The organism is Burkholderia sp. AU27893 (assembly GCF_002223205.1).
Taxonomy (GTDB): domain Bacteria; phylum Pseudomonadota; class Gammaproteobacteria; order Burkholderiales; family Burkholderiaceae; genus Burkholderia.
In genome coordinates, this window is sequence record NZ_NKFD01000001.1 from 102,348 (window position 1) to 119,525 (window position 17,178).

The following is a 17,178-nucleotide window of genomic DNA, read 5'->3' on the forward strand; positions in this document are numbered from 1 at the left end:
ACGCGCGGCGTTGCGCCGCGTGACAGGAGACAAACCGTGACCACCCAACGCACGCTAGAAGGCGAATTCGATTACGTGATCGTCGGCGCGGGCACCGCGGGCTGCGTGCTCGCGAACCGCCTGACCGAGGATCCCGACATCCACGTGCTGCTGCTCGAAGCGGGCGGCAAGGACGACTATCACTGGATCCACATCCCGGTCGGCTATCTGTATTGCATCGGCAACCCGCGCACCGACTGGCTGTACAAGACGCAACCCGAAGCGGCGCTCAACGGCCGTGCGCTGTCGTATCCGCGCGGCCGGGTGCTCGGCGGCTGCTCGTCGATCAACGGGATGATCTACATGCGCGGCCAGCGCGAGGATTACGACAGCTGGGCGCAGGAAACCGGCGACGCCGGCTGGTCGTGGGACAGCGTGCTGCCGATCTTCAAGCGCAGCGAGGATCACCATGCGGGCGCGAGCGATGCGCACGGCGCGGGCGGCTACTGGCGTGTCGAGAAGCAGCGGCTGCGCTGGGAGATTCTCGAATCGTTCGCGCAGGCCGCGCAGCAGACCGGCATCCCGGCAACCGACGATTTCAACCGCGGCGACAATGCCGGGGTCGGCTATTTCGAGGTGAACCAGAAGCGCGGCGTGCGCTGGAATACGTCGAAGGCGTTCCTGCGGCCCGCGATGGCGCGCCCGAACCTGACCGTGATCACCGGCGCGCAGGCGCAGCGCGTGATCTTCGACGGGCGGCGCGCGGTCGGCGTCGAATACCGCGGCGGCGGCACCGATTACGTCGCGCGGGCGCGTTCGGAGGTGCTGCTGACGTCCGGCGCGGTGAATTCGCCGCAGCTGCTCGAACTGTCGGGTATCGGCGACGGCCGGCGGCTGCAGGCGCTCGGTATCGACGTCGTGCAGGATCTGCCGGGCGTCGGCGAAAACCTTCAGGACCACCTGCAATTGCGGATGGCGTTTCGCGTCGAAGGCGTGCGCACGCTCAACACGCTGTCCGCGCACTGGTGGGGCAAGCTGATGATCGGCGCCGAATATGCGTTGCTGCAGCGCGGGCCGATGTCGATGGCGCCGTCGCAGCTCGGCGCATTCGCAAAATCCGATCCCGACGATCCCGCGCTCACGCGCCCCGATCTCGAATACCACGTGCAGCCGTTGTCGCTCGAGCGCTTCGGCGAGCCGCTGCACAGTTTCAACGCGTTTACGGCGTCTGTATGCCATCTGCGGCCGACGTCGCGCGGCAGCGTGCATATCGCGAGCGCCGATCCGGGCGCGGCACCCGCGATTGCGCCGAACTATCTGTCGACCGACCACGATCGCCACGTCGCCGCGAACGCGCTGCGGCTCACGCGCCGGATCGCGTCGGCGCCGGCGCTCGCGCGTTATCGCCCCGAGGAGATCCTGCCGGGCCTGCAGTATCGAAGCGAAGCCGAGCTGATCGAGGCGGCCGGCGCCGTCGGCACGACGATCTTCCATCCGGTCGGCACCTGCCGGATGGGGCGTGCCGACGATGAGCGCGCGGTGGTCGACAGCCGGCTGCGCGTACGCGGCATCGCCGGGCTGCGAATCGTCGATGCATCGGTGATGCCGTTCATTACGTCGGGCAACACCAATTCGCCGACGCTGATGATCGCCGAGCGCGCGAGCGACATGATTCGTGCCGATCGCCGTGCGGCGCGCGAAGCGACACCGGTGCGCACGGAGCCGGCGGTGACAGCCGCGTGACGGAACGCTGACACGTGCGACAGCGGGCCGTCATGAGGACGCCCGCTGATTCGATCTGCGAAACAAACTGCCGTTGCAGCAGCGGTGCCGAGGGGGCCGATAGAAGCGACTAACGCCGGTTCGTCCCGCAAGATCCATGCAAGCCGTGCAGCCGCACGGCTTTTTTGTTGCGTGCGTGCCGGACCGTGCGGAGGAGGTCAACGCACGATGATGCACGTGTCAAAAAAACGGCGTGTAAAACCGTGCATAGCCGCGTGCGACAGGGCGGCCCGCCCTATAAGTGCAAATCCCGATGATTGCACTGCACCAACGGCGAGACAATGTGGCGCAGTGTGCATACGCGTCGGCGCGGGAGACCACCCTCGAGGCGTAACACGGCGCCCGGGGCGGCCCGCTCATCCGCTGACCTGTTTCGCGGACGCTTCTCGCGAATTTTCCCGGTGCTTCGCCTGACTTCGTACGGAAGGGAACATGATTCTCGGCGACACGATTCTGGAAACACGCGGACTGACCAAGGAATTCAGGGGTTTCACGGCCGTCAACGGCGTGAACCTGCGTGTGCGTCGCGGTGCGATCCATGCGCTGATCGGGCCGAACGGCGCGGGCAAGACCACCTGCTTCAACCTCCTCACCAAATTCCTGACGCCGACGGCCGGCCAGATCGTCTTCAACGGCATCGACATCACCGACGAGCGGCCCGCGCAGGTCGCGCGGCGCGGCATCATCCGATCGTTCCAGATCTCGGCCGTCTTTCCGCACCTGACCGCGCTGCAGAACGTGCGCATCGGACTGCAGCGCGCGCTCGGCACCGAATTCCATTTCTGGCGCAGCGAACGCACGCTGAAGCGGCTCGACGACCGCGCGATGGACCTGCTCACGCAGGTCGGCCTCACCGATTTCGCGCAGGTGCCGACCGTCGAGCTCGCATACGGCCGCAAGCGCGCGCTGGAGATCGCGACCACGCTCGCGATGGAGCCCGAACTGATGCTGCTCGACGAGCCCACGCAGGGGATGGGCCACGAGGACGTCGATCGCGTGACCGCGCTGATCAAGAAGGTCGCGAGCGGCCGGACGATCCTGATGGTCGAGCACAACATGAACGTGATCGCGGGCATCTCCGACACGATCACCGTCCTGCAACGCGGCGAGGTGCTGGCCGAAGGCTCGTATGCGGAAGTGTCGAAGAATCCGCTCGTCATCGAGGCCTACATGGGCAGCGCCGACGCGGCGCTCGCGGGGGCGCACGCATGAAGCACAGCGAACGGGAGGAACGCGAATTGAGCGGCGTCGAAAGCGGTACGCCCGCGCTGGAGATCACGGGCCTGGAGGCCTGGTACGGGGAATCCCACATATTGCACGGTGTCGACCTGACGGTGCATCGCGGTGAAGTCGTCACGCTGCTCGGCCGCAACGGCGCGGGCCGCACGACGACGCTGCGCGCGATCATGGGCCTGACGGGCCGCCGCAGCGGGTCGATCAAGGTCGCGGGCAACGAGACGATCGGCCTCGCGACGCATCGCATCGCGCATTACGGCATCGGCTACTGCCCGGAGGAGCGCGGGATCTTCTCGAGCCTGTCGTGCGAGGAGAACCTCATGTTGCCGCCGTTGATCGGGCCGCGCGAGCACGCGATGCCGATCGACGAGATCTACGCGATGTTCCCGAACCTCGCGTCGCGCCGGCAGAGCCAGGGCACGCGTCTGTCCGGCGGCGAGCAGCAGATGCTCGCGGTCGCGCGGATCCTGCGCACCGGCGCGAACCTGCTGCTGCTCGACGAGATTTCCGAAGGCCTCGCCCCGGTGATCGTGCAGGCGCTCGCGCGGATGATCGTCGCGCTGAAGGCGCGCGGCTACACGATCGTGATGGTCGAACAGAATTTCCGCTTCGCCGCGCCGCTCGCCGACCGCTTCTACGTGATGGAGCACGGCAGCATCGTCGAGCATTTCCAGGCGGCCGAACTGGAAAGCAAGATGCCGACCCTGCACGACCTGCTTGGGGTGTGACGCCGCCCCGTTTCCCTTGCCGCTAGCCGTGGCGGCCCTCGAACAACCACAACGCATCAGAACAACAGGAGACGTCAATGAAAATGAAGACCCTCGCACAGGCCTGTCTCGCGCTCGCGACTGCCGCGTTCACCGCCGGCGCCGCACACGCGGCGGATACCGTGAAGATCGGCTTCATCACCGACATGTCGGGGCTTTACGCGGATATCGACGGGCAGGGCGGCCTCGAGGCGATCCGCATGGCAGTGGCCGACTTCGGCGGCAAGGTGCTCGGCAAGCCGATCGAGGTCGTCTATGCCGATCACCAGAACAAGGCCGACATCGCCGCGTCGAAGGCGCGTGAATGGATGGACCGCGGCGGGCTCGACCTGCTGGTCGGCGGCACGAACTCCGCCACCGCGCTGTCGATGAACCAGGTCGCGGCCGAGAAGAAGAAGGTCTACATCAACATCGGCGCGGGCGCCGACACGCTGACCAATGAGCAGTGCACGCCGTACACGGTCCACTACGCGTACGACACGATGGCGCTCGCGAAGGGCACCGGTTCGGCGGTGGTGAAGCAGGGCGGCAAGTCGTGGTTCTTCCTGACGGCCGACTATGCGTTCGGCAAGGCGCTCGAGAAGAACACGTCGGACGTCGTGAAGGCGAACGGCGGTCAGGTGCTCGGCGCGGTGCGCCACCCGCTGTCCGCGTCGGACTTCTCGTCGTTCCTGCTGCAGGCGCAATCGTCGAAGGCGCAGATCCTCGGCCTCGCGAACGCGGGCGGTGACACGATCAACTCGATCAAGGCCGCGAAGGAGTTCGGCATCACGAAGACGATGAAGCTCGCCGCGCTGCTGATGTTCATCGACGACGTGCACAGCCTCGGCCTCGAGACGACCCAGGGCCTGGTGCTGACCGACAGCTGGTACTGGAACCGCGATGCGGCGTCGCGCCAGTGGGCGCAGCGCTACTTCGGCAAGATGAAGAAGATGCCGTCGAGCCTGCAGGCGGCCGACTACTCGTCGGTGACGACCTACCTGAAGGCCGTCCAGGCCGCCGGCACGACCGATTCCGACAAGGTGATGGCCGAGCTGAAGAAGATCAAGATCAACGACTTCTATGCAAAGGGCTACATCCGCACGGACGGCAGCATGATCCACGACATGTACCTGATGGAAGTGAAGAAGCCGGCGGAATCGAAGGAGCCGTGGGATTACTACAAGGTGCTCGCGACGATTCCGGGCGAGCAGGCGTTCGGGACCAAGCAGGAAACGCGCTGCGCGTTGTGGAAGTAGGCAGGGCGTAGCGGCGCGCGCGGGCGCGCCGCTCGGTGGCGGCTGCAGCGATGTGCCCGCTGCGCCGCCCGCGCGTGCGACGCATGAAGGTTGCGTGCGCAACGAAACTCATTCTGACGGCTAAGTCGATGGAAATCTTTGGCATTCCGTTGCCGGCGATGCTGAGCCAGTTGCTGCTCGGGCTCGTCAACGGCTCGTTCTACGCGATCCTGAGCCTCGGGCTCGCGGTGATCTTCGGGCTGCTCAACGTGATCAACTTCGCGCACGGCGCGCTGTTCATGCTGGGCGCGATGCTCGCGTGGATGGGCCTGTCGTATTTCGGGCTGCCGTACTGGGCGATGCTCGTGATCGCGCCGCTGGTCGTCGGCGCGTTCGGGATCCTGATCGAACGCTCGATGCTGCGCTGGCTGTACAAGCTCGATCACCTGTACGGGCTGCTGCTCACGTTCGGGCTCACGCTGGTCGTCGAAGGCGTGTTCCGGTCGATCTACGGCTCGTCCGGCCAGCCGTACGACGTGCCGTCGCAGCTGTCCGGCGCCACCAACCTCGGCTTCATGTTCCTGCCGAACTACCGCGCGTGGGTGGTGGTCGCGTCGCTCGCGGTGTGTCTCGCGACGTGGTTCGTGATCGAGAAGACGCGCCTGGGCGCCTACCTGCGGGCGGGCACCGAGAACCCGAAGCTCGTCGAGGCGTTCGGTGTGAACGTGCCGATGATGATCACGCTCACCTATGGCTTCGGCGTCGCGCTCGCCGCGTTCGCGGGCGTGCTGGCCGCGCCGGTGATCCAGGTGTCGCCGCTGATGGGCCAGCCGATGATCATCACCGTGTTCGCGGTGGTCGTGATCGGCGGGATGGGCTCGATCCTCGGCTCGATCGTCACGGGCCTGCTGCTCGGCGTGATCGAGGGCTTCACGCGCGTGTTCTACCCCGAAGCGTCGGCCACGGTCGTGTTCGTGATCATGGCGATCGTGCTGCTGTTCCGCCCGGCGGGCCTCTTCGGCAAGGAAAAATGATGCAGAGAAAAGTGCTCTACGGCGTGCTGCTCGCCGCACTGCTCGCCGCGCCGTTCATCGGCGCGTATCCGGTGTTCGTGATGAAGGTGCTCACGTTCGCTTTGTTCGCGGCCGCGTTCAACCTGCTGATCGGCTATACGGGGCTGCTGTCGTTCGGCCATGCGATGTTCCTCGCGACCGCCGGCTATGCGACCGGTTATTCGATGCAGACGCTCGGTTTCACGCCGGAGCTCGGCGTGCTGGTCGGCACCGTTGCCGCGACGCTGCTCGGGCTCGTCGTCGGGCTGTTCGCGATCCGGCGGCAGGGCATCTACTTCGCGATGATCACGCTCGCGTTCGCGCAGATGGTCTACTTCATCTACCTGCAGGCGCCGTTCACGCACGGCGAGGACGGGCTGCAGGGCGTGCCGCGCGGCCATCTGTTCGGGCTGCTCGACCTGTCGAACGACGTCGCGCTGTACTACGTCGTGCTGGCCGTGGTGGTCGCCGCGTGCGCGTTCATCGTGCGGGTCGTGCATTCGCCGTTCGGCCAGGTGCTCGTCGCGATCAAGGAGAACGAAGCGCGCGCGATCTCGCTCGGTTACGACACCGACCGCTTCAAGCTGCTCGCGTTCATCCTGTCGGCGGGCATCGCGGGGCTGGCCGGCTCGCTGAAGGTGCTCGTGCTCGGCTTCGAGACGCTGTCGGACGCCTACTGGACGATGTCGGGCCTCGTCGTGCTGATGACGCTCGTCGGCGGAATGGGCACGCTGTTCGGGCCGCTGCTGGGCGCGGCGCTGATCGTCGCGCTGGAAGACCGGCTCGGCGACATCGGCGAATGGCTCGCGTCGACGACGGGCGTCGCGTGGTTTCATTCGCTCGGCGAATCGGCGACGATCGTCACCGGGCTGATCTTCATCGCATGCGTGCTCGCATTCCGGCGCGGCATCGTCGGCGAGATGGTTGCGCGGATCAAGCCGCTCAGGGCGTCCTGAATGCGGACGGCGTGCGTCACCGGGCGTTGATGCGAAGCACCATCCGGCATGCTCGGGAAGGGCGCAGGAGCGGGTTCGGGCCGACGCCGCGCGGCAGGCTGGTGCCCCATTTTCGTGCGGCAATGCACCATAGGGGTAAATGCTAAGTTGCCGTGGTGCTTAAGCCTCTTTAAGATTCACTCTAGTTCTGATGCACCGCGAAACGAATTTGCAGGTGGAGAACGAGGAGACAATCGAGGCACAAAGTGCCCGGACCCCAAAGCGCTGTTGGACGGAATCCAACAGCGCTTTTTCATTTGCGTGCACGGATTTCCGCTGTTGGTGCATCGGCCTGCGCGGCGGCCGTATTCCGCGCCTGCGTTCGCCCCGCGTTTCTTCCGCGCTTCGCCGCGTCCCCCGTTTTCCCGTTTTCCGCTTTCCCTCGATTCGTTCGCAGACGATGCTCAGCCGTGCCCCGGCCGTTCGGGCTAACCCGGTTGGCGTGCGCAAAACGCGTCCGTTACACTCAGCTTTCGCCGACCGCGCGGTCGGGAAAATCGGTCGGCAGTTCTCCTACAAGCAGAATGCAGAAGAGGGAGTACGGTTGGATGAGCAGCGCAGCACGATGGATCGGGGCAGGAAGGGCGGCAGGTGCCGTTCGTTCGTCGTGGGGTTGGGCTGCTGTCGCCGCGGCCTTCCCGAGCCGTTCTGCGGCCGGTAGACGCGTTCCGGCGCCATTGCCGGTCGTTGCGTGCGCATCCGTATCGATATTCGCAACCGTATTCGCATGAGCGGCCGGCTTTCCGATCATGTGCCGCGCGTGGGTCTGGCCGCATCAGGCCGGATCGACGTGCCTTTCCTTGATCGTTGCGCATGCATCGATTGCGCACACGATTCCGCCTTTCTCCGCTTTCTTCATCCAGACGACACCGCCGCTGCGCATCGTGACGGTCGAACGACCGTTTCGACTGCCGGCCGGTGCGTCCGTGCGTGGTTCCGTCCGGGTGCCGTTGAAGATGGGGTGTTTCACGGGAAAACGAGCGTAGACGCGGTATGGCGAGATAGTTAATTTATTAACTTGTTTGAGGACCGGGAGCCGCCCGAGCGACCCGCGGATTTTTCGAGCAGCGTTTGGAGACAACGTAAATGAAGATGAATCGATGGATGGAGGCCGTGCTCGCCGCGGGCCTCGTGTGCGCGGCGGCAACGGCGTCGGCGCAGGTGAAGATCGGCGTGACGCTGTCGGCCACCGGGCCGGCCGCGTCGCTCGGGATCCCGGAGAAGAACACGATCGCGCTGCTGCCGAAGGAAATTGCCGGCAAGAGCGTGCAGTACATCGTGCTCGACGACGCCTCCGACACGAGCCGCGCGGTGCAGAACGTGCGCAAGCTGATCGATGAAGATCACGTCGACGCGATCATCGGCTCGTCCGTCACGCCGAACTCGCTCGCGATGCTCGACCCCGTGTCGCAGGGCAAGACGCCGACGATCTCGCTCGCGGCGAGCGCCCAGATCATCTCGCCGATGGACGCGAAACGCGCATGGATGTTCAAGGTGCCGCAGAACGACCAGCTGATGGCCGACGCGATCGCCGGCTACATGGCGAAGCACGGCGTGAAGACGGTCGGCTTCATCGGTTTCGCCGATGCGTACGGCGACAGCTGGTACAAGACGTTCGATGCGGCGGCCGCGAAGAACGGGCTGAAGCTGGTATCGAACGAGCGCTACAACCGCACCGACGCGTCGGTGATGGGGCAGGTGCTGAAGCTGATGGGCTCGAATCCGGATGCGGTGCTGATCGCCGGCTCCGGCACGCCGGCGGCGCTGCCGGCGAAGACGCTGAAGGAGCGCGGCTACAAGGGCAAGGTGTACCAGACGCACGGCGTCGCGAACAACGACTTCCTGCGCGTGTGCGGCAAGGATTGCGAAGGCGAGATCCTGCCCGCCGGCCCGGTGCTCGTGACCGACCAGCTGCCCGATTCGAACCCGGTGAAGAAGCCGGCGCTCGGCTACAAGGCCGCGTACGAGAAGGCGTACGGCGCGGGCTCGCTGGCGACGTTCGGCGGCCATGCGTGGGATGCCGGGCTGCTGCTGCAGCGTGCGATTCCGGACGCGCTGAAGAAGGGCCAGCCGGGCACCGAGGCGTTCCGCGAGGCGCTGCGCGCGTCGATCGAGAACGTGAAGGACCTGCCCGTGTCGCACGGCGTGATCAACATGACGCCGACCGACCACAACGGCTTCGACACGCGTGCGCGCGTGATGGTGCAGATCGTCGACGGCAAGTGGAAGCTGCAGGCCGAGTAAGCATCACGTGAAACCGGCGTGCGCGGCGCGACAGGCGTCGTGCATGCCGTCGGCAGGGCGCCGGGCCCGACGGGCCGCGACCATGCCCATGTCGTGTGGAACCGCAGGGGCTCGCTGCGTGGCGCCCGACGCGCCGATCTTGCGGCCCGTGCGCCCCGGCCGTTCCTGTCTTTCGTTTCTCCGCAGCCTTCTCGATACACGAAACGTATGGATCTCTCGATTGCAGCGATCCTCGCGCAAGACGGCATCACGACCGGCGCCATATATGCATTGCTGTCGCTGGCGCTCGTGCTGGTGTTTTCCGTCACGCGGGTGATCTTCATTCCCCAGGGCGAATTCGTCGCCTACGGTGCGCTGACGCTTGCCGCGTTGCAGGCGCAGAAATTTCCCGCCACCTGCTGGCTGCTGTTCGTGATGGGCATCGCGTGCTTCCTGCTCGAAGTCGGCGGCCTGATCCGGCATCGCGAACGGCGCCATCAGCTCGGCCGCACGCTCGCGACGCTCGGCAGCCGCTACGTCCTGCTGCCGCTCGCGGTGTTCGCGATCACGCGCAGCTTCGCGATGCAGCCGCTGCCGATGCTCGCGCAGATCGCGCTGACGCTCGCGATCGTCGTGCCGATGGGGCCGTTCGTCTACCGGCTCGTCTACCAGCCGATCGCCGAAGGCACGACGCTGCTGCTGCTGATCGTGTCGGTCGCCGTCCACTTCGCGATGGTCGGGTTGGGGCTCGTGATGTTCGGCGCCGAAGGCTCGCGCACCAATGGCTTCTCGGATGCGTCGCTGTCGATCGGCAGCATGACCGTGTCGGTGCAGAGCATCCTGGTCGTCGTGACGGCGCTCGTGCTGATCGGCGCGCTCTACGTGTACTTCGGCCGCACGATCGCCGGCAAGGCGCTGCGCGCGACGTCGGTGAACCGGCTCGGCGCGCGGCTCGTCGGCATCGGCACGACCGAGGCCGGGCGGCTCGCGTTCACGTTCGCGGCGGGGCTCGGCGTGCTGTCCGGGATCCTCGTCGGCCCGTTGACGACGATCTACTACGACTCGGGCTTCCTGATCGGCCTGAAGGGTTTCGTCGGCGCGATCATCGGCGGGCTCGTCAGCTATCCGCTCGCGGCCGCCGGCTCGCTGCTCGTCGGCGTGCTCGAATCGTATTCGTCGTTCTGGGCGAGCGCGTACAAGGAGGTGATCGTGTTCACCCTGATCATTCCGGTGCTGCTGTGGCGGAGCTTCGTCACGCCGCACGCGGAAGACGAAGAGGAGTGACACGATGAAGACGATGGTACGCAACAAGACCTTCTGGGTGTTTCTCGTGGTGCTGTTCGCGCTGCCGGTGCTGCCGGGCGCGCTGCAGGTGCCTGAATACTGGATCACGCTGCTGAACTACATCGGCCTCTACGCGATCGTCGCGATCGGGCTCGTGCTGCTCACGGGCGTCGGTGGGATGACGAGCTTCGGGCAGGCCGCGTTCGTCGGCATCGGCGCCTACGCGACCGCGTTCCTGACGACGCGCTACGGCGTGTCACCGTGGCTCGCGCTGATCGTCGGCGTCGTGCTGACGGCGCTCGTCGCGCTCGTGCTCGGTGCGGTCACGATGCGGCTGTCCGGCCACTTCCTGCCGCTCGGCACGATCGCGTGGGGCCTCGCGTTGTTCTACCTGTTCGGCAACCTCGAACTGCTCGGCAAGTACGACGGGATCAACGGGATTCCGGCGCTGAACCTGTTCGGCATCACGCTCGACAGCGGCCGCAGCCTGTATTTCCTGATCTGGGCCGTCGTGCTGGCCGCGATCGTGTCGGTGCAAAACCTGCTGAACAGCCGTCCGGGCCGCGCGATTCGTGCGCTGCGCGGCGGCGGCGTGATGGCCGAGGCGATGGGCGTGAACACCGCTTGGATGCGCGTCGTGATCTTCGTCTATGCGGCCGTGCTCGCGGCCATCTCGGGCTTCCTGTACGCACACCTGCAGCGTGCGGTGAACCCGACACCGTTCGGGCTGAACCACGGGATCGAGTTCCTGTTCATGGCCGTGGTCGGCGGCGTGTCGCACGTGTGGGGCGCCGTGCTCGGCGCGGCGATCCTGACCGTGCTGCAGGACTACCTGCAGACGCTGCTGCCGAAGCTGCTCGGTTCGGAAGGCAACTTCGAGATCATCGTGTTCGGCGTGCTGATGGTGCTGCTGCTGCAGTACGCGCGCCAGGGCGTGTGGCCGTTCGTCGCCAGGCTGTTCCCGCGCGGGCCGCGGGCGCATGTGCCCGAGCACGCCGACCCGTTGCCGCTACGCGCGAAGCCCGTGGCCGGCGAGCCGCTGCTCGTCGTCGACAACGCACGCAAGCAGTTCGGCGGGCTCGTGGCCGTCAACGACGTCAGCTTCGACGTGAAAGCGGGGCAGATCATCGGGCTGATCGGCCCGAACGGCGCGGGCAAGTCGACCACGTTCAACCTCGTGACGGGCGTGCTGAAGCCGACGGGCGGCACGATCACGTTCCGTGGCGAGCGCATCGACGGGCTCACCTCGCGCCAGATCGTCCGCCGCGGCATCGGTCGGACGTTCCAGCACGTGAAGCTGTTGCCGGCGATGACGGTGCTCGAGAACGTCGCGATCGGCGCGCACCTGCGTGGCCATACCGGCGTGTGGCGTAGCGTCGCGCGGCTCAATGCCCACGAGGAGGCGCAGCTGCTCGCCGAGGCCGCCCAGCAGATCCGCCGCGTCGGGCTAGAGAAGCACATGTACGACGAAGCGGGCAGCCTCGCGCTGGGCCAGCAGCGGATTCTCGAAATCGCGCGGGCGTTGTGCTGCGACCCGACGCTGCTGCTGCTCGACGAGCCGGCCGCCGGGCTGCGTTACCAGGAGAAGCAGCAACTCGCCGACCTGCTGCGGCGGCTGAAGGCGGAGGGCATGAGCGTGTTGCTCGTGGAACACGACATGGATTTCGTGATGAATCTCACCGACCGGCTGGTGGTGATGGAATTCGGCACACGGATCGCGGAAGGGCTGCCGCAGGACGTGCAGCAGGATCCGGCGGTGCTCGAAGCGTATCTGGGCGGGGTGGAGTGATGACAGACACGACGATGCCAATTCTCGACGTGCGCGGGCTGGCTGTCCGGTACGGGAAGGTGGAGGCGCTGCACGGCGCGGCGATCAAGGTTGGTGCGGGGCAGATTGTCAGCGTGATCGGGCCGAACGGAGCCGGCAAGTCGACGCTGCTGAACGCGATCATGGGCGCGCTGCCGGTGACCGGGCATGCGTCGGGCGCGATCGTGTATCGCGGTCACGATGTCGGTGCATTGCCGGTCGAGCAGCGCGTCGCACGCGGGATGTGCCTCGTGCCGGAAAAGCGTGAGCTGTTCAGCACGATGACGGTCGAAGACAACCTCGTGCTGGGCGCGTATCGGCGCAAGCTGGCAGGTGAAGCGAACTTCCTCGACCAGCTCGATCACGTGTTTGCGCTGTTTCCTCGGCTGAAGGAGCGGCGCAAGCAGGCGGCCGGCACGCTGTCCGGCGGGGAGCGGCAGATGCTCGCGGTTGGCCGGGCGCTGATGGGAAAGCCCGACCTGCTGATGCTCGACGAGCCGAGTCTCGGGCTGGCGCCGCTGATCGTGAAGGAGATCTTTCATATCATCAGCGCGTTGCGTGGGACGGGCGTGGCGACGCTGCTGATCGAGCAGAATGCGCGGGCAGCGCTGCAGATCTCCGACTACGGCTACGTGCTGGAGACGGGCGAGTTTGCGCTGGAGGGGCCAGCGGCCGACCTCGCACAGAATCCGCGCGTGATCGAAACCTACCTCGGGCTGGCGAAGAAAACGGCTTGATCGGTGGCTCGGTGGGAGGGAAACGGGCGGCGTGTTTCACGTGAAACACGCCGCTTTTGTTTTTGAGTCGAGATCCGACCTCCAATGCATCGGCGGTTAGCAATCAGGGGATAAGTACCGGAGGAACAATCAAAAGTGCTGTGCAGTGGCGGCAGGTGGAGGCATCCAGCGTGCAGATGGCGATCTGGTTTGTCGATCGGGGTAGGTTGCCACGCGTTCCACAGAACGATGATGTGCCGGGTCACAGGGGATAAGTGCCGAGCGAACCGATGGAAATTCTGTGAGGAAGAGGTGCAGGGTGTTTCGCCCGGGTGTTGGGCAGGACACAGGCCTCGAACGGGTTGTATGTTCCACGTGAAATTTCCCGACAAATGGATCTCTGCACAGGCGCAACGATGTGCGGTGGGAGGGCCCGGAAGCTTCGCAGGCATGGGCGCTGAACCACGGATTCATCGGTCCGACGTCGAAAAATCGACGAAATGCACAGACCCTACCATTCGGACGGCATTCGGGTGAAAAGCGAACCCGCTATAATTCGCCCCATACATTTCTCTGATAGGTTCGTGCGCAGCCCTGCGTACGGAATCCACCATGCTTTTTCCCACAGAATTTGACGTCATCGTCGTCGGTGGCGGTCATGCCGGTACCGAAGCTGCGCTGGCGTCCGCCCGCATGGGCGCAAAGACACTGCTGCTGACCCACAACATCGAAACGCTTGGGCAGATGAGCTGCAATCCGTCGATCGGCGGCATTGGCAAGGGCCATCTGGTCAAGGAAGTCGATGCGCTGGGCGGCGCAATGGCAGCCGCGACGGACGAGAGCGGCATTCAGTTCCGGATCCTCAATTCGTCGAAGGGTCCGGCGGTGCGCGCGACGCGTGCGCAGGCCGACCGTATCCTGTACAAGGCCGCGATCCGCCACCGGCTCGAGAACCAGCCGAATCTCTGGCTGTTCCAGCAGGCTGTCGACGACTTGATGGTCGAAGGCGACCGTGTGGTGGGCGCCGTCACGCAGATCGGCATCCGCTTCCGCGCCCGCGCGGTCGTGCTGACCGCCGGCACGTTCCTCGACGGCAAGATCCACGTCGGCCTGAACAACTACACGGGCGGCCGCGCGGGCGATCCGGCGGCTGTGTCGCTGTCGTCGCGCCTGAAGGAGCTGAAGCTGCCGCAGGGCCGCCTGAAGACCGGTACGCCGCCGCGTATCGATGGCCGCTCGATCGATTTCTCGCAGCTGACCGAACAGCCGGGCGATCTCGATCCGATCCCCGTCTTCTCGTTCCTGGGCCGCGCGGAGCAGCATCCGCAGCAGCTGCCGTGCTGGGTCACGCACACGAACGAGCGGACGCACGACATCATTCGCGGTGGTCTCGACCGTTCGCCTATGTATACAGGCGTGATCGAAGGCGTCGGGCCGCGCTATTGCCCGTCGATCGAGGACAAGATTCACCGGTTCGCGTCGAAGGAATCGCACCAGATCTTCCTGGAGCCGGAAGGGCTGACGACCAACGAGTTCTACCCGAACGGGATCTCGACGAGCCTGCCGTTCGATGTCCAGCTTGAGCTCGTGCATTCGATGCGCGGCCTCGAGAACGCGCATATCCTCCGCCCCGGCTACGCGATCGAGTACGACTACTTCGATCCGCGTGCGCTGAAGGCGTCGCTCGAGACGAAGGCGATCAACGGCCTGTTCTTTGCGGGCCAGATCAACGGGACGACCGGCTACGAAGAAGCGGCCGCGCAGGGCCTGCTGGCCGGCCTCAATGCAGGGCGCTACGTGCAAGAGAAGGACGCGTGGTGCCCGCGTCGTGACCAGGCCTACCTCGGCGTGCTGGTCGACGATCTCGTGACGCGTGGCGTGGCCGAGCCGTACCGGATGTTCACGAGCCGCGCCGAGTATCGCCTCAGCCTGCGTGAAGACAATGCCGACATGCGCCTGACCGAGATCGGCCGCGAACTGGGGCTCGTCGACGACGCGCGCTGGGACGCATTCAGCCGGAAGCGCGACGCTGTTTCACGTGAAACCGAACGCCTGAAGTCGACGTGGGTTACGCCCAAGACGTTGCCGCCGGAAGAGGCGACCGCGCTCCTCGGCAAGGCGATCGACCACGAATACAGCCTCGCCGAGCTGCTGCGCCGTCCGGGTATCAGCTACGACGGCGTGTGTGGCTTGAAGGGCGGCGAATGCGGCCCCGCAGAGCCGCTGGCCGACGATCCGGTGATGCTGGAGCAGATCAAGGAGCAGGTCGAGATCGGCATCAAGTATCAGGGCTATATCGAGCGTCAGGCCTCCGAGATCGAACGCAACGACGCGAACGAGAACACGCGCCTGCCGGACGGTATCGATTACCGCGAAGTTCGCGGCCTGTCGTTCGAGGTGAGCCAGAAGCTCAACGAGTTCCGGCCGGAAACGATCGGGCAGGCATCGCGCATCTCGGGCGTCACGCCGGCTGCGATCTCGCTGCTGATGGTGCACCTGAAGCGCCGCGGCCTGGGGCGCCGTAATGGCACTGCCGCAGAGGCAACGGAGCAGGGGGACGGCGCCGTCCCGACGCAACAATGACGGTGCGTCGCGCGCCGGCGGTTAATCGGGACGTACTGGAACAGATGCTCGTCGAAGGCACGACGGCGCTCGACCTCACGCTGACGGATGCACAGCTCAACCAGCTGCTCGACTACGTCGCGCTGCTCGGCAAGTGGAACGCGGTCTACAACCTGACTGCGATCCGCGACCCGAAGCAGATGCTGATCCAGCACATCCTCGATTCGCTTTCCATCGTCCCGCATCTGCGCGGCCGTGCATCGGCCCGCGTGCTCGACGTCGGTTCGGGCGGCGGGTTGCCGGGTATCGTGCTGGCGATCGTCGAGCCGGACTGGCAGGTCACGCTGAACGATATCGTGCAGAAGAAGTCTGCCTTCCAGACTCAGATGCGCGCGGAGTTGAAGCTCGCGAACCTGTCGGTGGTCACCGGCCGGGTCGAATCGCTGCAGCCGGGTGTCGAAGTGCCGGATAAATTCGACATGATCGTATCCCGCGCTTTCGCGGATCTATCCGACTTCGTTAAACTTGCTCGACATCTGGTCGCGCCGGGCGGATCGATCTGGGCGATGAAGGGCGTCCACCCGGACGACGAGATTGCGCGATTGCCGGAAGGCAGCCGCGTGAAGCAGACGATACGGCTGGCGGTGCCGATGCTCGATGCCGAACGGCATCTGATCGAAGTGGCCGTCGACGAAGCGAATTGAAGGGCAGGCGCGCAGTAGCGCGCCGTTTGTTTGAAGGTAAAGGGAACACACCAACGATGGCAAAGATCTTCTGCGTTGCGAACCAGAAGGGGGGCGTCGGCAAGACGACGACATCGGTCAATCTCGCCGCAAGCCTTGCAGCGCAGGAGCAACGAGTCCTGCTGATCGATCTCGACCCGCAGGGTAATGCGACGATGGGCAGCGGGATCGACAAGGCTGCTTGCGAAGCGACCGTGTACGAGGTGCTGGTCGACGGCGTGTCGGTGACCGACGCGCGCATCCGTCCGGACGGCGTCACGTATGACGTGCTGCCCGCGAATCGCGAGCTGTCCGGCGCCGAGATCGAACTGATCAGCATCGACAACCGCGAGCGCCGGCTGAAGGCTGCGCTCGAGCACGTGTCCGACGACTACGACTTCGTGTTGATCGATTGTCCGCCGACGCTGTCGCTGCTGACGCTGAACGGACTGTGCGCGGCGCACGGCGTCGTGATCCCGATGCAGTGCGAGTACTTCGCGCTGGAAGGGTTGTCGGACCTCGTCAACACGATCAAGCAGGTTCACGCGAACATGAACCGCGACCTGAAGATCATCGGCTTGCTGCGCGTGATGTTCGATCCGCGCATCACGCTGCAGCAGCAAGTCTCCGATCAACTGAAAGCGCACTTCGGCGACAAGGTGTTCGACGCGGTGATTCCGCGTAACGTGCGCCTGGCGGAAGCGCCGAGTTACGGGCTGCCGGGCGTGGTGTTCGACCGCAGCTCGCGCGGTGCGCAAGCGTATCTCCAGTTCGGAGCCGAGATGATCGACCGCGTTCGCGCGTTCGAGGTGTCGTGATCCGGACATGAGCGAAGC

The 17,178-nt window shown here is 65.5% G+C and carries 14 protein-coding genes; 13 read left to right on the plus strand and 1 reads right to left on the minus strand.

Annotated features, from left to right (window positions below; genetic code table 11):
• The first annotated feature begins 36 nt into the window (after positions 1 to 36).
• The 6 genes from CFB47_RS00465 to CFB47_RS00490 all read left to right on the plus strand — a co-directional run bounded on the left by CFB47_RS00465 (position 37) and on the right by CFB47_RS00490 (position 6,989).
• Entirely contained in the window at positions 37 to 1,722 is a 1,686-nt protein-coding gene (locus tag CFB47_RS00465; protein WP_089455331.1) for a GMC family oxidoreductase, read from the plus strand.
• Positions 1,723 to 2,193: 471 nt separating this feature from the next.
• Positions 2,194 to 2,973 carry an ABC transporter ATP-binding protein gene (locus CFB47_RS00470; protein WP_021160426.1) on the plus strand — a complete coding sequence of 260 codons (780 nt, stop codon included), beginning with the start codon at positions 2,194 to 2,196 and terminating at the stop codon, positions 2,971 to 2,973.
• Positions 2,970 to 3,725, plus strand: a complete 756-nt coding sequence (locus CFB47_RS00475) for an ABC transporter ATP-binding protein (RefSeq protein ID WP_039351472.1) — start codon at positions 2,970 to 2,972, stop codon at positions 3,723 to 3,725. Before CFB47_RS00470 ends, CFB47_RS00475 begins: the two co-directional genes overlap by 4 nt.
• Before the next feature lie 77 nt (positions 3,726 to 3,802).
• A complete protein-coding gene (locus CFB47_RS00480; RefSeq protein WP_089438907.1) occupies positions 3,803 to 5,002 on the plus strand; it encodes an ABC transporter substrate-binding protein in 1,200 nt (399 codons plus the stop codon).
• Positions 5,003 to 5,130: 128 nt separating this feature from the next.
• The gene (locus CFB47_RS00485; protein ID WP_011350508.1) at positions 5,131 to 6,015 is read left to right on the plus strand and encodes a branched-chain amino acid ABC transporter permease; all 885 of its coding nucleotides are present in this window, start codon (positions 5,131 to 5,133) and stop codon (positions 6,013 to 6,015) included.
• Complete coding sequence (locus tag CFB47_RS00490; RefSeq protein WP_039351467.1) at positions 6,015 to 6,989, plus strand: branched-chain amino acid ABC transporter permease; 975 nt, start codon at positions 6,015 to 6,017, stop codon at positions 6,987 to 6,989. Before CFB47_RS00485 ends, CFB47_RS00490 begins: the two co-directional genes overlap by 1 nt.
• Positions 6,990 to 7,494: 505 nt before the next feature.
• Here the strand turns inward: CFB47_RS00490 and CFB47_RS00495 are convergent.
• On the minus strand, positions 7,495 to 7,779 hold the full coding sequence (locus CFB47_RS00495; protein WP_089455332.1) for a hypothetical protein: 285 nt from the start codon (positions 7,777 to 7,779) through the stop codon (positions 7,495 to 7,497).
• Between the two features lie 335 nt (positions 7,780 to 8,114).
• On the opposite strand from CFB47_RS00495, the gene CFB47_RS00500 reads away from it, so the two are divergent.
• From CFB47_RS00500 to CFB47_RS00530, 7 genes are all read left to right on the plus strand, one after another.
• A complete protein-coding gene (locus tag CFB47_RS00500) occupies positions 8,115 to 9,272 on the plus strand; it encodes an ABC transporter substrate-binding protein (RefSeq protein ID WP_089438910.1) in 1,158 nt (385 codons plus the stop codon).
• Positions 9,273 to 9,479: 207 nt separating this feature from the next.
• A complete protein-coding gene (locus CFB47_RS00505) occupies positions 9,480 to 10,535 on the plus strand; it encodes a branched-chain amino acid ABC transporter permease (protein ID WP_089460240.1) in 1,056 nt (351 codons plus the stop codon).
• Between the two features lie 4 nt (positions 10,536 to 10,539).
• Positions 10,540 to 12,324, plus strand: coding sequence for an ATP-binding cassette domain-containing protein (locus CFB47_RS00510; protein ID WP_089460241.1), 1,785 nt, complete (start codon positions 10,540 to 10,542; stop codon positions 12,322 to 12,324).
• Positions 12,324 to 13,079 carry an ABC transporter ATP-binding protein gene (locus tag CFB47_RS00515; protein ID WP_089460242.1) on the plus strand — a complete coding sequence of 252 codons (756 nt, stop codon included), beginning with the start codon at positions 12,324 to 12,326 and terminating at the stop codon, positions 13,077 to 13,079. The genes CFB47_RS00510 and CFB47_RS00515 overlap by 1 nt, the downstream gene beginning before the upstream one ends.
• A gap of 591 nt (positions 13,080 to 13,670) precedes the next feature.
• Positions 13,671 to 15,641, plus strand: coding sequence for a tRNA uridine-5-carboxymethylaminomethyl(34) synthesis enzyme MnmG (gene mnmG, locus CFB47_RS00520; protein WP_089460243.1), 1,971 nt, complete (start codon positions 13,671 to 13,673; stop codon positions 15,639 to 15,641).
• A complete protein-coding gene (rsmG, locus tag CFB47_RS00525; RefSeq protein ID WP_089460244.1) occupies positions 15,638 to 16,324 on the plus strand; it encodes a 16S rRNA (guanine(527)-N(7))-methyltransferase RsmG in 687 nt (228 codons plus the stop codon). The genes mnmG and rsmG overlap by 4 nt, the downstream gene beginning before the upstream one ends.
• Before the next feature lie 56 nt (positions 16,325 to 16,380).
• Positions 16,381 to 17,160 carry a ParA family protein gene (locus tag CFB47_RS00530; protein ID WP_089438916.1) on the plus strand — a complete coding sequence of 260 codons (780 nt, stop codon included), beginning with the start codon at positions 16,381 to 16,383 and terminating at the stop codon, positions 17,158 to 17,160.
• Positions 17,161 to 17,178 lie beyond the last annotated feature (18 nt).

What these genes read in the sequence shown, in the direction of transcription:
- CFB47_RS00495 (WP_089455332.1), bottom strand. Translation starts at nt 7,779, where the DNA reads ATGATCGGAAAGCCGGCCGCTCATGCGAATACGGTTGCGAATATCGAT.
- CFB47_RS00515 (WP_089460242.1), top strand. Translation starts at nt 12,324, where the DNA reads ATGACAGACACGACGATGCCAATTCTCGACGTGCGCGGGCTGGCTGTC.
- CFB47_RS00490 (WP_039351467.1), top strand. Translation starts at nt 6,015, where the DNA reads ATGCAGAGAAAAGTGCTCTACGGCGTGCTGCTCGCCGCACTGCTCGCC.
- CFB47_RS00480 (WP_089438907.1), top strand. Translation starts at nt 3,803, where the DNA reads ATGAAAATGAAGACCCTCGCACAGGCCTGTCTCGCGCTCGCGACTGCC.
- rsmG (WP_089460244.1), top strand. Translation starts at nt 15,638, where the DNA reads ATGACGGTGCGTCGCGCGCCGGCGGTTAATCGGGACGTACTGGAACAG.
- CFB47_RS00475 (WP_039351472.1), top strand. Translation starts at nt 2,970, where the DNA reads ATGAAGCACAGCGAACGGGAGGAACGCGAATTGAGCGGCGTCGAAAGC.
- CFB47_RS00500 (WP_089438910.1), top strand. Translation starts at nt 8,115, where the DNA reads ATGAAGATGAATCGATGGATGGAGGCCGTGCTCGCCGCGGGCCTCGTG.
- mnmG (WP_089460243.1), top strand. Translation starts at nt 13,671, where the DNA reads ATGCTTTTTCCCACAGAATTTGACGTCATCGTCGTCGGTGGCGGTCAT.
- CFB47_RS00505 (WP_089460240.1), top strand. Translation starts at nt 9,480, where the DNA reads ATGGATCTCTCGATTGCAGCGATCCTCGCGCAAGACGGCATCACGACC.
- CFB47_RS00530 (WP_089438916.1), top strand. Translation starts at nt 16,381, where the DNA reads ATGGCAAAGATCTTCTGCGTTGCGAACCAGAAGGGGGGCGTCGGCAAG.
- CFB47_RS00470 (WP_021160426.1), top strand. Translation starts at nt 2,194, where the DNA reads ATGATTCTCGGCGACACGATTCTGGAAACACGCGGACTGACCAAGGAA.
- CFB47_RS00510 (WP_089460241.1), top strand. Translation starts at nt 10,540, where the DNA reads ATGAAGACGATGGTACGCAACAAGACCTTCTGGGTGTTTCTCGTGGTG.
- CFB47_RS00485 (WP_011350508.1), top strand. Translation starts at nt 5,131, where the DNA reads ATGGAAATCTTTGGCATTCCGTTGCCGGCGATGCTGAGCCAGTTGCTG.